Source organism: Bacillus sp. FSL R5-0585, assembly GCF_038004545.1.
GTDB classification, from domain to species: Bacteria; Bacillota; Bacilli; order Bacillales; family Bacillaceae_G; genus Bacillus_A; species Bacillus_A cereus.
Map to the genome: position 1 here is coordinate 3,915,614 of NZ_JBBORJ010000001.1, position 13,810 is coordinate 3,929,423.

Sequence of the window (13,810 nt, forward strand, 5' to 3'; positions counted from 1 at the left end):
CTCGCTTTCTCAATAAAAAATACATATATTACGCATATATGTTGAATATTTAACTTCCGTATTTAAACAAAAATCCTGTTTTTAATTTTATTAAAAACAGGATTTTTGCATCTAAATAATTAAATTTAATCTTTCTTCTATAATCTCCCTATCTGATTTCGACTGTGAAATTATAAGGCATGTATCATTTCCACATATACATCCTATTTTTTCTTTCCAATCTAACTCATCAAATAAAACACCAATAACATGTGCATTACCAGGTAATGTTTTAATAACCATTAATTGATCTACACAATCAATTTTTACAACAACTTCTCGTAATTTTTTCTTTAACTTTATATCAGTTTGTACATGCTCTTCTGAGAAAACTTTATATATCATTAATCCTTCTTGAGAAGGTACCTTCGTTAAGTTTAACTCACGAATATCGCGAGAAACCGTAGCTTGTGTTACTAATACATCTTTTTTTGCTAACAATTCTACTAATCTTTCTTGCTTATCTATTTCATACTCCTTTACAAATTGTTTAATTAACCGTTGTCTTTTTTCTTTTTTCATAAAAGACACCCCTTTTAATATTATAGCTCGCTATAATTTTCATCCGAAAGGGACAGAAAAGAATGTTGCGGAAACGTTCATAGTTTAACTGTAAATATTAAATCAAGCTAAATAAAAAAGAGAAGAACAGCATTCTGTTCTTCCTTTTACATTGAAAATCGTTCAATTGTTTGTTTCAAATCAGTTGCTTGCTTCTCTAAATCCTTTAATAATTGATCGATTACTATCATATTTTTAGACTGTTGTAGCGTCACACGCGCCACTTCTTGCGAACCAGCTGACGTTTCTTCAGCAATTGCTGCTACAGCTTTTGTTTGTGCTCCTGTTTGATGAATGTGGCTCACTTGTTCATTCATATAACTACTAATTTGCTGAGTTGCATCGGCTACTTCCATAACACTTGATGACATTTCTTTTAAAATTAATTCCGTAGCTTCCCCACGTTTCGCCTCTTCTTTAGCTATTTTCACTTGTTCTGTCATTTTCATTGCAACTTGTTGTACTTCATCTTGCATATTCCGTAATAACTGCGATATGTTTCTTGCAGAATGATCACTTTCATCAGCAAGTTTACGTACTTCTTCCGCAACAACCGCAAAGCCTCTTCCATGCTCTCCTGCGCGAGCTGCCTCAATAGAAGCATTTAGTGCTAATAAATTCGTTTGGCTAGCAATCGCACTCACAACAGACACAATATGTTCTACTTGTTTCATTCGTTCTTCTAACTTCTGTACATTTTGCATTGAATCTTCATTTTCTTTTGCCAATATTTGAATACCTTGAATTAAAGACGTAAAGACACGAGTACTATGCCCTAAAGCTTCAACCATTTCTGAAGACAATGTATCAGACTGCTTCGCTTTTTCTTCTACTTCACTTGCAATAGAAGTCGTTGTATCAACAGCAGAAACAATTGCTTGAATTGATGCCGCTGATTGCTCAGCGCCTGAAGAAATTTCTGCAAGTGTCTCAGATACACCTTGCGCTTGTCTCGTTGCTTCGCCTGTTTGTTTTCTAATCTGCTGTACTTGATTATTTGTATACGAAAATGTTGTATCAATATTTTTTACCATGCCCCTTAAGTTTCCTAACATCATATTAAATGCAACACTTAAAGATTTAATTTCATCATCTGTCTTCGGTAATGGAACATCTTCACGAATATCACCCTCAGCTGCTTTTCTTGCCGCTTCCTCTAACTTGCGAAGCGGTTTAATTAAAAATACGGCTGCTCCATATGCTAAAATTCCAGACCATACTACCCCTAATAACATAACGATAATATTATATACAGTTTGACTTACATAACTTTGAAAATAATCGTATATCACGTAAATAAAAAATATACTTGTTGAATATGTAATGAAAGCTAAAACTGTAGTGAATAGCATAAGTTGTGTACGTAATCCAAAAGAAAATGTTTTTCTTTCTTTTTCCATCTTCCCTTTCCCCCTTTTTATAAGCAATATAAATACTACCTATATATTATTATCCATATTTTCATTATAGAAGGATATAGAGATTTTAAAAATCATTATTTCTTTGAATATCAAATTGCACGAAAAAAATAAAGGATTCTGACAATTTATGACTAATAACAGAAATACAGGGCAACATTTGTAAAATATATTTTTAACTGGGGGTTTTGTATGATTCAAGTTCGAAATCTAGTAAAATCATTCGGTTCACTTGATGTGTTAAAAGGAATTGATTTAGAAGTAAAAGAAAAAGAAGTTGTTGTTTTAATTGGTGCCAGTGGTTCTGGTAAAAGTACATTACTTCGCTGTCTTAACTTTTTAGAAATGTACGATGAAGGCGAAATTCACTTACAAGGTGAGCGAATTGATCCAAAGCATTCAAATTTAAATAAAGTCCGTGAAAATGTCGGTATGGTTTTTCAGCACTTTAACCTCTTTCCTCATATGACCTCACTAGAAAACATCATAGAAGCACCTATTCACGTAAAAAAATTAGAGAAAGCAAATGCACAGGATATTGGAAATCAACTTCTCCAAAAAGTCGGCCTTCAAGATAAAGCGGATGTAACTCCTCATCTTCTTTCAGGTGGTCAAAAACAGCGCATTGCCATTGCACGAGCTCTTGCAATGAGCCCTAAGATTATGCTATTTGATGAGCCTACCTCAGCTTTAGACCCTGAACTTGTTGGAGAAGTATTGCAAGTTATGAAAGAACTTGCTGAAGAAGGGATGACCATGGTTATTGTTACTCATGAAATGAATTTCGCAAAAGATGTAGCTGATCGCGTCATCTTTATGGACGATGGAAAGATTGTAGAAGATGCTCCGCCAGTACAATTCTTTTCAGCTCCATCACATGAACGGGCAAAACAATTTTTACGCAACGTTTTATAATGTAACTTTTGTTTCAAACGAAAAGGAATACATTCATACGGTGCACAACTAATCATCCAAATAAAATATTTCAATAACATACTAAAAAACCATCCGTATGATCAATATATAGGAGGGGTTTTATGAAAAGAAAACTATTAACCATTGTTGCGAGCATTACACTATGTACATCCTTCATACTAGGAGCTTGTAGCAAAGAAAGCTCTACTACTTCATCAAATAGTGAAAAAGAATTTCGCTATGCGATGAGTGGATTATACAAACCTTTTAACTATAAAGAAAATGACGGCAAACTTGTCGGCTTTGATGTAGAAATCGGTGAAGCTCTTGCTAAAAAGATGAACATGAAGGCTACGCCCGTTACAAACCCATGGGAAACGCTGATTCAAGGTCTTCAAGCGAAGAAATATGATGTAATACTGGGTAGTATGGCAATTACAGAGGAGCGCTTAAAAGCTGTTAGTTTCTCAAATCCGTACTATCGCTCTGGGGCCCAAATTTTTGTGGCTAAAAAGAATACCGCTATCTCTTCTCCAGAAGATTTAAAAGGTAAGAAAATTGGTGTTGTAAAAGCTAGCACCTTTAAAAATCTTGTTGCAAAATATACAGATCAAATCACAGAATATGACAGCGATATTACTGCTCTTATGGACTTAGAGCCTGGGCGTGTTGACGCAGTAATTACGGATCAAATGGTTGGTCTACGTATGATAAAAGAAGGAAAATCGAAGATAAAAGAAGCCGGAAAACCATTAAATCTTGATGAAATGGGAATTGCTATTCGCAAAGATGATAAAGAAATGGTTGAGAAAGTAAATAAAGCGTTAGATGAAATCATTAAAGATGGTACGTATGAAAAGATCAGTAAAAAATGGTTCGGGCGTAATATTCTCGGTGAAGAGGAAAAAACGAAGTAAGTTAGCCATTCAAAAGATTCATAAACAATGCCCCACTGATTAAATATTCATTTTATGTGGGGCATTTCATTCTCTACTAAAATCTATACAATATGAGGTGAAACGCATGTTTGAAATTTTTATCGCTTCCTATCCCACACTCTTAAAGGCTACTATTGTCACATTACAATTAACATTAACTTCCCTAGTACTCGGTTCATTAATTGGATTATTATTCGCTTTCTTTCGAATCTCTAACAATAAAGTTTTAAATAGTATCGCTAATGTCTATATTGCTATTATTCGTGGTACACCTTTAATTGTTCAAATTGCCATTCTCTATTTTGGAATTACATCCGTTGTTGTTTTCACCCCTTTTTGGGCAGGTGCAATCGCTTTAGCAATTCATAACGGAGCATATATTACGGAAATTTTCCGTGGATCTATTCAATCCGTTGACCGGGGACAATTAGAAGCAGCTCGCTCTTTAGGCATGCCTTATCCTTTAGCTATGCGACGAATTATATTACCACAAGCATTTCGTCTGTCTCTTCCTCCTCTAGGAAACCAATTTATTATCGGATTAAAAGATTCTTCACTTGTTGCTTATGTAGGAATGTCCGAATTATGGGGTTCAGGTTTATCAATTGCAGCAGGTAACTTCCAACAATTAGATACTTACATAATCGTTGGTGTATACTATCTCGTACTTGTTCTTCTATTTACTTATTTTGTTAATCTCTTAGAAAAACGACTACAACGAAAAGAAACTAACTCCGTCCAATTCCATAAAAAGAACAAAAAGGAAGTTTCTTTATAAGAAAAAGCAAGCCTGAGATGGCTTGCTTTTTCATTGCAAAAATATATTAATTTTTACTGATTTACTTTTTTAATACTCTTTTCTTCCTCTATATGTTCCTCACGATATGAAATATTATGAGGATCTAGTCCATTTCCTAAAGAACCATAGAAATGCTCTCTATGCGGATCCACTAATTCACTTCCTTGATAATACACACGTGGTGTATTCCATAGCGCTGCCAAAGCTTTTGTCATCGGCATCTCATGATAGCGTTCCGGCCACATTTCTTTAATCTTCTCTTTTACTAACGGATAGTATTTAGAACTCATAGCAGGAAACAGATGGTGTTCTGTATGATATGAGAAATTGAAATGTAAAACGTCTACCCAGCGCGGCACTGTTACTGACAAACAGTTTGCTAACGGATCATTTACTGGAACAATTGGATTTAAGCGGTGATTTGTTGCGATATATGCCATTACAATAAAGTTAGCAATTAACAACGGAATGACATATGCAAATAACCATTTTCCAGGTCCCATAATAAACAATAAACTAATCCAAACTGTCCAAGGCAAAAGAAGTTGAAGCCATACAGATTTTTGATTGGATGACTTGAACTCTTTTATAAAATGAAAGAACATTCGAGTCGAATGCAATGTAAATTGAATTGTTAGTGACAGAAAACTAAAGAATGAACGTACATGTAAAGGCATACGATATACCCAACTCAAAAACTTACTCTTCTTAAGTTTCTCAAGTGTCGGCCATGCATCTGGATCATTCTCTTCATGCTGTGTATGAACATGATGCGTTGCATTATGCCACTTTCTCCAAAGCTTTGGCCCTGTTGATAATGGCATAAATGCAATCGCGCCTAAGAAGTCACGAAGCCATGCCTTTCTTACAACAGTTCCATGTAAAATTTCATGCCCTAAAAATCCTAGTGAAGCAAAACATAATCCAAGAACAATCGCAATTCCTAGATTCGCCCACACATTCAATTCAAATACACCAATCGATATTAATCCCGCCAATGCCACAAGCAAATAAGCCAGTCCACCAAATAAACGAGTAGGCACTGGTTTAAATGCTTTTTTCGGCAAATGTGGTGATACACGTGCTGCATACCACCCAAACGTATGAAGCTCCTTCATCCTTTTGCTCCTTTCTTATGCCGCGCCTTGCGCAACTTACATATATCAATTCTTGCTTCCAGATTGATTTTACTAGATGATCCAAAAAGCATCTATTATAAGGAAAATATACTCACTCTATCGTCACTTATTTTTCGCTTTTATTATCAATGAAAAACATTTCTCTTTTTACTCTCTATCAACCTTTCCACATGATGAATCATAACAATAGAATTTCTATATTGTCAACACCTTTTATGACCTAGTAATAAAAGGTGGTTATATTTTTATAATCATACTTTATTTCACTAAAGAAAATGTATAGATTTCATAAGGATTTACCCACTATATATAGACATTTTCTTAAACGCCATAGACTCTATCTCATTCAATAACTCCCTATGTAATCAACAAACAGAATCACTTGAATTTAGTTTTATATAAATCCTACTACATCATAATGCCCCACCTAATTAATTATATTAAAATAATTTATAACCTCTTTTAATAAAAATAGACTACTTCTAAAACAACACACATGAATTTCATATAATATGGAAATATTAAAAGGAAAATTGTTCTAAAATCAGGAGGTTTCCGCAATGACAAGTGATACATTTCCACAACTGCCGCTATCTTATTGGATTGAATCTACTCAGTTTCCTACTTTCCCTCGTTTATCCGAAAATATAAAGACGAAAGTTGCTATTATCGGTGCTGGTATTACAGGTATTACTACTGCCTATTTACTTGCAAAAGAAGGCATCGATGTTGTTTTAATTGATTCTGGTCGTATTTTAAATGGAACGACTGGGCATACAACAGCGAAAGTAACAGCACAACATGATCTTATTTATGATGAATTAATAAATCATTTCGGTGTAGAAAAGGCCCGGCTTTACTATGAATCAAATAATCAGGCTCTACAATTCATAAATAAAACTGTTCAAACATATAAAATCGACTGTAATTTCTCAAATGAAGATTCATATTTATATACAACTACTGATAACGGATTAAGAAATTTATCGAAAGAATATGAAGCTTATCAAAAATTAAATATACCTTGTGACTATGTTCAATCTCTATCGATTCCTATTCCAGTACAATCTGCGCTTGTAATGAAAAATCAAGCACAATTCCATCCCCTTCTTTATTTAAAAACACTTTTAGAAAAGTTTGTGGAGATGGGCGGAAAGGTCTACGAACAAACAACAGCTATGGATGTGGAAAAGGGCGATTATTCACAAATAATTACAAAAGAGGGCCATCATATCACTTGTGAATATGTCGTCTCTTGTTCACATTTTCCTTTTTATGATGCGAATAGCTTTTTCTTTACGCGAATGTACGCAGAACGCTCCTACGCTCTTGCAATAAAAGCAAAAACGGAGTATCCAGGTGGCATGTATTTAAGTATTGATGATCCAAAGCGCTCCTTACGCTATATAACAAACAATGGAGAAAAATTAATTTTGATTGGCGGAGAGAGTCATAAAACAGGTCAGGGAATAAATACGATGCTTCATTATGAAGCACTCTATTCTTTTGCTGAAGCCACTTTTGGAATAGATGAAGTTCCTTATAGATGGTCAGCACAAGATTTAATTACTCTAGATAAGCTTCCTTATATCGGACATATTAACGAAAGAAATCCAAATATATTTGTTGCAACTGGATATCGCAAATGGGGGATGACAACTGGAACTGCTGCCGCTCACCTACTGAAGGACTCCATCCTAAAAGTTCACAGTCCCTATAAAGAACTGTATGCACCATCACGCTTCCATGCAAATCCAGATATAAAAACGTTCCTCTCCCAAAACATTGATGTTGCGAAACATTTAATTGCAGGAAAGATTGAAACCGCATTACGTAAGCCAGAAGATCTCGAAGTTGGTGAAGGATCTGTCGTACATGTTAACGGTAAACGAGCAGGTGCTTATAAGGACAAAGAAGGAAAATTACATATCGTCGATACAACTTGTACACATCTCGGCTGTGAAGTTGAATGGAATAATGGTGATTGTACTTGGGATTGCCCTTGCCATGGTTCTCGTTTTTCAATTGAGGGAGACGTTCTTGAAGGCCCAGCAGATCAACCGTTAAAACGAGTTGATAATGAGTAAACAAATAAAGAAGTTCAACAAAATTACTGTTGAACTTCTTTATTTGTTATAAACCCTTTTCAGATAAAATTCGACACAAGGAGGAAAATATTAACATTAAATAAAATAATATATTCATCTACAAATTAAAAGGGGTGAATATTATGCAACCTTCAGCTCCACCTCATCTAGAATCTACAGAAACTATCTTTCCAAGCTCTATTACAAAACTTGTTGTTTTTATTTGTTGGCTAGCCATTTTAGCTGATGGATATGATTTAGGTATTTACGGTGCCGTTCTACCAAAGCTCCTAGAAGACAAAAGCTGGGCGCTATCACCAGCGCATGCTGGTACAATTGCAAGCTATGCTTTATTTGGGATGTTTATTGGGGCTATTCTAGTTGGAACGATTACAGATCTAATTGGGCGTAAATGGACGCTTATATGCTGTTTAGCACTTTTTTCTATCACAATGGGTTTAGCGGCTATCGCTCCTTCTCCTGAGTTATTTGGATTATCTCGATTTATAGGAGGAATCGGATTAGGCGGTGTTATCCCAACAGCTTCAGCACTTACTGTTGAATATTCACCAAAAAAAAGGCAATCTTTTATTTATGCTCTTATGTTTACTGGCTATCCTTTAGGTATCGTGTTAGGTGCTATTTTGTCCATGCTTATGTTAGAAGATTTCGGATGGAGAATTATGTTTGGTATCGGAATGATTCCACTACTCCTCATTCCTTTCATTATTCGCTATTTACCCGAGTCCATTCAATTTTTATTATCACGTAATCGCCAAGAAGAAGTGAACCAAATTCTTAATCGTTTTCAAATTGAATTTCATGTAAAAGATAAAACTCATCAAGACCCATCTACTATACGAAAGAAAAATGGATTTTTTACTTTATTCTCAAAAGAATACATAAAAGCAACGCTACTTTTTTGGATCACTTATATAATGGGAATGTTTTTAATATATGGCTTAAACACTTGGTTACCACAGATGATGCGCCAGGCAGGATATCCTCTTGGGTCTAGTCTGTCATTTCTACTTATGCTAAATATTACCGCAGCTATCGGCGCACTATTCGCTGGAGCAATTGCTGATCGTATAGGAGCAAAAATTGTTATTAGCATCTCTTATCTTATGGCAGCCATATGTATCGGACTATTAACAATCAAACCATCTGTTACAATCATTTATCTTTTAATTGGCCTTGCTGGTATTGGATCAGTCGGTATTACTCAAATATTAAATGCATATGTAACACAATACTTCCCATCACATATCCGAGCTACCTCCTTAGGCTGGGGACTGGGGCTTGGTCGAGTTGGTGCAATTGCTGGCCCAATTCTCGTCGGTATTATTATGACAATGCAATATGACTTAGCATGGAATTTTTACTTATTCTCCTTTGCAGGTCTTATCGCAGCTATATCTGTTTTCTTCATTCCTACAAAATAAAAAGAGCACAAACTTATGAACTGCACCCCAATTGTTAGACACAGTCTAACAATTGGAGGTGCAGTTTTTCTATGGCTAAATTTACAGCTGATGAAAAAATACAAATCGTTCTACGTTATTTGAACGGAAATGAAAGTTATCGAGAAATGGGTAAATCGGTTGGTATAAGTGACACAATTATTTTGAATTGGGTAAACCAATATAAACAGAATGGTATGGAAGCTTTTCTAAAACGATGTACAAATTACACACAACAATTTAAACTAGACGTACTAAACTTTATGATTGAAAACGGTATGTCCTTATTTGAGACGGCAGCTATCTTTAACATTCCTGCCCCTTCAACGATTTCTGTTTGGAAAAAACAGCTCGAAACACAAGGAATTGATGCCCTTCAATCTAAGAAAAAGGGGCGTCCATCCATGAAAAAAGATTCAAATAAACAAGTAAAACAAGCTTTAGCTGAAGGGTCAGTCGAAGCACTTGAAGCACGTATTCAACAGCTTGAAATGGAAAATGAGTACTTAAAAAAGTTGAATGCCTTAGTTCAAAACAAGGAAAAATCACGAAACAAGACAAGGCACAAGTAGTCTATGAATTAAGGCATAAATATTCGGTGAAGGCACTCGTGGAGCTAGCTGGTATTCCACGGAGTACGTATTATGATTTAGTAAAGAAAATGAATCGTCCGGATCAAGATGCCGATTTGAAAGCTGAAATTAAAGCAATTTATGAGGAAAATGAAGGTCGTTATGGCTACCGTCGCATTCGTGATGAGTTAACGAATCGTGATCAGAAAGTGAATCACAAGAAGGTTCAGCGCATTATGAAAGAGCTTGGATTAAAGTGTGTTGTGCGTATGAGGAAATATAAATCCTATAAAGGGAAAGTCGGTAAAATTGCACCTAATATTTTAGAGCGTAATTTTTATACAGATGCCCCGAATCAAAAATGGGTAACGGACATCACAGAGTTTAAATTGTTTGGAAAGAAACTGTATGTATCACCTGTATTAGACTTGTATAATGGTGAAATTATTACCTATACAATTGGTTCTAGACCGACGTATTCACTTGTTTCAGAGATGTTAGAGAAAGCATTAGAACGCTTACCTGAAAATCACCAGCTACTAATGCATTCGGATCAAGGATGGCATTATCAAATGAGACAATACGTCCGTACACTTGGATCAAGGGGTATAGTACAGAGTATGTCTCGAAAAGGCAACTGTTACGACAACGTAGTAATAGAGAATTTCTTTAGGATTATAAAGTGGGAGTTCCTCTACATAAAAGAATTTAAAAGTGTAGAGCATTTTAAAATAGAATTAGAAAAATATATAGATTATTATAATACGAAACGGATTAAGGCAAAATTAAAAATGAGTCCGGTACAATACCGAACTCATTTTTATCAAGCTGCCTAATGAAATAACCGTGTCTAACTTTTAGGGGTCACTTCACTTACTTGTGCTCTTTTTCATATGCTTCAAACAACATATCTCGAAACAATCTATTTAAACTCTCAATATCGATTCCTGATCCCTTTTCAATTCCTTTTACATATTGCCCATAGTAATGAATTTGTTCTTCTAAAAATTGATTTAGCACCTTAATTTTCAATCCAACATCTAATTCAGTACCTGCTTTTTTCTTTATTAACAACTTTTCAATTTCATCTAATACGCTACGTTCTAATGATAATTCTGTAATTAATCGATCAAATTCTACAGGAGGTAAAGTCGTTTTCTCTTCTAGCCACTTACAAGCTAAAATGGGACGTAATACATAAAAGTACTTTTTCAGCTTTACATTCTCACCTTGCAAAAATTCACGATAATTTTTCGACGCCATATGTAAATAATGATATATCGTTGCTTTTGGATCAAAATTCTTCTCACTCATCTGTTGAAGTAGTTCTGGAAAATTAGAGTTTTTCGAATAAAAAATTGGTGATCGAATCCACTCAAGTAAAGCAGGATTCGACTTCGCGAATAGTTGCAACGCCTTTTTAATATCCCAACCACTTATATCTAAATCATCACTAATTGGATATTCAATTACATCTCGTTTGTCATGAATTGATAAATACCATTCTACCGGATGTATATAAACAAACCTAACATCATAATCGCTATCTTTCGATGGAAACCCCCAAGCACGACTCCCTGATTCCACCGCAAATAAAATTTTTACATCATTCTCTTTTTCAATTCTTTCTAACTCCAACTCGATTTTCTCTCTCATTTCATAACATCTCCATTTTTTGATTATTTCCTTGGAAATTCGACAATACACTATTAATTTTACTACATACTAAAAAAACTGTCAGAAATTACTGACAGCCTAATGAAACGTCTATTGTTGCTTTTCAATTACAGTAGCAGCAATTCGTTCAAACTCTTTTTGAATCTCCTCTTTATATGCATCTACTATTGAAAAATCCATAGCAGCAATATAAATTCGTTCTAATTTATCACGAACCGATTTTGCTTTCGCTAAGAAAGACATCGCCTCATTCATTTTTGCTTTATATTGAATGGAGACATCACGAATTTCCTTCGCATACTTCTCATCCGTCCCTGGCGTAACAATAAGGGCATACATATCAATAATTTCATCACCCTCGCGACTTGGAAAATATTCATGTGGTGCGGTGCTATCAAAAATTGCAAATCCTAATTCTCTTACGATAACCATATCAAGACTATTCGGGTCAAATCCGCAATGATATACTTCAACTTCAAACCCTTTTTCTTCAGCTGCCTTAGCTAACTTTTTGAGCATCGTTGATTTTCCAGAGCCTGGGCGCCCTTTTATAAAATAACGATGTGGTAACCCTTCTGTTAAATTAGGAACAAAATCAACTGCTCCTTTCGGTGTAGCAGCTCCTAAAAAACGATTTTTTACAAGCGATTGTCTCCCGCTTTTATCTGCAAATAATTTCTGGATTAGCTGATTGGTTAGTTCATTTGCTTTATTAAAATCTATATTATCAATATATATCTTCTCCCACTCATCATGTATAACCAATGCCTCTTTAAAACGTGCGTAAGCAGACTGAAAAGCTTTGCTTGCTTCTGAAACAAATCTTTCAATTTCTAACTTCTGCTTTCTTAGTTTATCTGAGTCCCAAGCAATTCCTAAATTTATATACTCTTCAACAACTCCTGGCATTTTGGGCTCAATAACATGCGGTGATGTCCCATCAACAATTCCTGCTTTTAATTGTGGGATAATTACACCATCAACCGATTTATTGTCAGAAGAACAATGTAAAAATTCAATATCATATCCTTTTCCAACCCATTCACGACCTATTGCCTTTATTAAAGAAGATTTTCCCGTTCCTGGGCCACCCTTTAAGATAAATAATCTGTCTAATCCTTTTAAATTCTCTTCGTATAAATTGTGAAATCCCCTAGCTGTATTACCACCAGCATAATAATTCAATACATTTCCTGTCACTGCACTCACTCCTTCGCAGCATTGTATTTACATAAGCTACAATATGCGAGCGGCTTTATTTGGGTGAATACCTATTTTGTATTGCACACAAAAAGGAAATGAATTACAATTTAACTATCGGAAAATTCCGATTTTAAAAACTGAATACTTCTTTATCAAGAGAGGCAGAGGGACCGGCCCTTTGAAGCCCAGCAACCTCAGTTTATACAAACTGAATAGGTGCTAATTCCTGCAAAATGCATTGCATTTTGGAAGATAAAACTCAACTAGCATGTAAAGCTCATCTTTCTTGATACTGAAGGATGAGCTTTTTATTATTTGAAAAACATATATTGGAGGTATGTAAAATGAAAGTAATTGATCTATCGCAAACATTTGAAAATAATATGTCTCAATTTCCTGGAACACCTAAAATACAACTAGAAGCTGTTACAAGTGTTGAAGAATCAGGATATCAAGTTACAGATTTTCATTCTGTCGTTCACGTTGGCACGCATTGTGATGCCCCTGCGCATTTTATTTCAGGCGCAACGACCATCGATCAATTACCGCTGGATCAATTTGTAGGCGAAGCTGTTCTTATAGATGTAACACATATTCAAGAGCGAAAATTACCTAAGGCAGTATTGCATAATACTGACATAAAAGAGGGTGATATTGTTATTTTCCATTCTAATCTATCTACTAAATGGAACACGGAGGCGTATGAGAAAGAAGCTTTTTATCTTTCTGAAGAATTAGCCGAGGAACTAGTACAATTAAAAGTAAAATCTGTCGGTTTAGATTTTATTTCTCCTGATGAGGTAACGACAGAAACATCACCAATTCATCACATACTACTTAGGAATAATATTTATTTAATCGAAAACTTAACAAACTTAGATGCCATTCACACGAAACGTTTCTTCTTCTCAGCAGCACCTTTAAAAATTAAAGATAGTGACGGTGCTTTCGCAAGAGCATTTGCAGTTATTTTTTAAACATAGCCTATAAAAAAAGCAA

Annotated in this window: 11 protein-coding genes, 2 pseudogenes and 1 riboswitch; of the genes and pseudogenes, 7 read left to right on the top strand and 6 right to left on the bottom strand. The window is 34.9% G+C overall.

All coding sequences use genetic code 11. The features are described from left to right. Positions 1 to 111: 111 nt before the first annotated feature. From argR to MKY38_RS29375, 3 genes and pseudogenes are all read right to left on the bottom strand, one after another. The gene (gene argR / locus MKY38_RS20205; RefSeq protein ID WP_000711827.1) at positions 112 to 561 is read right to left on the bottom strand and encodes an arginine repressor; all 450 of its coding nucleotides are present in this window, start codon (positions 559 to 561) and stop codon (positions 112 to 114) included. Positions 562 to 707: 146 nt separating this feature from the next. Beyond that, a pseudogene (locus MKY38_RS29370) lies at positions 708 to 1,280 on the bottom strand (methyl-accepting chemotaxis protein); the annotation flags it as partial. Between the two features lie 369 nt (positions 1,281 to 1,649). Further along, positions 1,650 to 2,000, bottom strand: a pseudogene (locus MKY38_RS29375) (HAMP domain-containing protein); the annotation flags it as partial. Positions 2,001 to 2,210: 210 nt separating this feature from the next. On the opposite strand from MKY38_RS29375, the gene MKY38_RS20215 reads away from it, so the two are divergent. From MKY38_RS20215 to MKY38_RS20225, 3 genes are all read left to right on the top strand, one after another. Continuing rightward, positions 2,211 to 2,933 (top strand): amino acid ABC transporter ATP-binding protein, encoded by a 723-nt coding sequence (locus MKY38_RS20215; RefSeq protein WP_000616927.1) that lies wholly within the window; start codon positions 2,211 to 2,213, stop codon positions 2,931 to 2,933. Positions 2,934 to 3,055: 122 nt separating this feature from the next. After that, positions 3,056 to 3,850, top strand: a complete 795-nt coding sequence (locus MKY38_RS20220; RefSeq protein WP_000823765.1) for an ABC transporter substrate-binding protein — start codon at positions 3,056 to 3,058, stop codon at positions 3,848 to 3,850. Between the two features lie 43 nt (positions 3,851 to 3,893). Beyond that, entirely contained in the window at positions 3,894 to 4,649 is a 756-nt protein-coding gene (locus MKY38_RS20225) for an amino acid ABC transporter permease (protein WP_114555829.1), read from the top strand. Between the two features lie 53 nt (positions 4,650 to 4,702). On the opposite strand, the gene MKY38_RS20230 is transcribed toward MKY38_RS20225, so the two are convergent. Further along, positions 4,703 to 5,788, bottom strand: a complete 1,086-nt coding sequence (locus tag MKY38_RS20230) for a fatty acid desaturase family protein (protein WP_000661226.1) — start codon at positions 5,786 to 5,788, stop codon at positions 4,703 to 4,705. A gap of 581 nt (positions 5,789 to 6,369) precedes the next feature. On the opposite strand from MKY38_RS20230, the gene MKY38_RS20235 reads away from it, so the two are divergent. The 3 genes from MKY38_RS20235 (at position 6,370) to MKY38_RS20245 (ending at position 10,767) form a co-directional block, all read left to right on the top strand. Continuing rightward, positions 6,370 to 7,896: an FAD-dependent oxidoreductase gene (locus MKY38_RS20235; protein ID WP_000199986.1), complete on the top strand. Its 1,527-nt coding sequence runs from the start codon at positions 6,370 to 6,372 to the stop codon at positions 7,894 to 7,896. 143 nt (positions 7,897 to 8,039) lie between these two features. Continuing rightward, positions 8,040 to 9,341, top strand: coding sequence for an MFS transporter (locus MKY38_RS20240; RefSeq protein ID WP_001183082.1), 1,302 nt, complete (start codon positions 8,040 to 8,042; stop codon positions 9,339 to 9,341). A gap of 71 nt (positions 9,342 to 9,412) precedes the next feature. Next, positions 9,413 to 10,767, top strand: a protein-coding gene (locus MKY38_RS20245) for an IS3 family transposase (protein WP_341049559.1) whose coding sequence is annotated in 2 segments (ribosomal slippage) — positions 9,413 to 9,866 and positions 9,866 to 10,767 — 1,356 coding nt in all. Because the reading frame shifts where the segments join, the coding sequence is not laid out codon by codon here. Positions 10,768 to 10,804: 37 nt separating this feature from the next. On the opposite strand, the gene MKY38_RS20250 is transcribed toward MKY38_RS20245, so the two are convergent. After that, positions 10,805 to 11,587 (bottom strand): nucleotidyltransferase domain-containing protein, encoded by a 783-nt coding sequence (locus tag MKY38_RS20250; RefSeq protein WP_070179663.1) that lies wholly within the window; start codon positions 11,585 to 11,587, stop codon positions 10,805 to 10,807. Between the two features lie 111 nt (positions 11,588 to 11,698). Beyond that, the gene (locus MKY38_RS20255; RefSeq protein ID WP_114556014.1) at positions 11,699 to 12,808 is read right to left on the bottom strand and encodes a PRK06851 family protein; all 1,110 of its coding nucleotides are present in this window, start codon (positions 12,806 to 12,808) and stop codon (positions 11,699 to 11,701) included. A 149-nt stretch (positions 12,809 to 12,957) separates the two neighbouring features. Next, positions 12,958 to 13,070, top strand: a riboswitch (SAM riboswitch). A gap of 85 nt (positions 13,071 to 13,155) precedes the next feature. Here MKY38_RS20255 and MKY38_RS20260 point away from each other — a divergent pair. Further along, positions 13,156 to 13,788, top strand: a complete 633-nt coding sequence (locus tag MKY38_RS20260; RefSeq protein ID WP_065224782.1) for a cyclase family protein — start codon at positions 13,156 to 13,158, stop codon at positions 13,786 to 13,788. Positions 13,789 to 13,810: the final 22 nt, after the last annotated feature.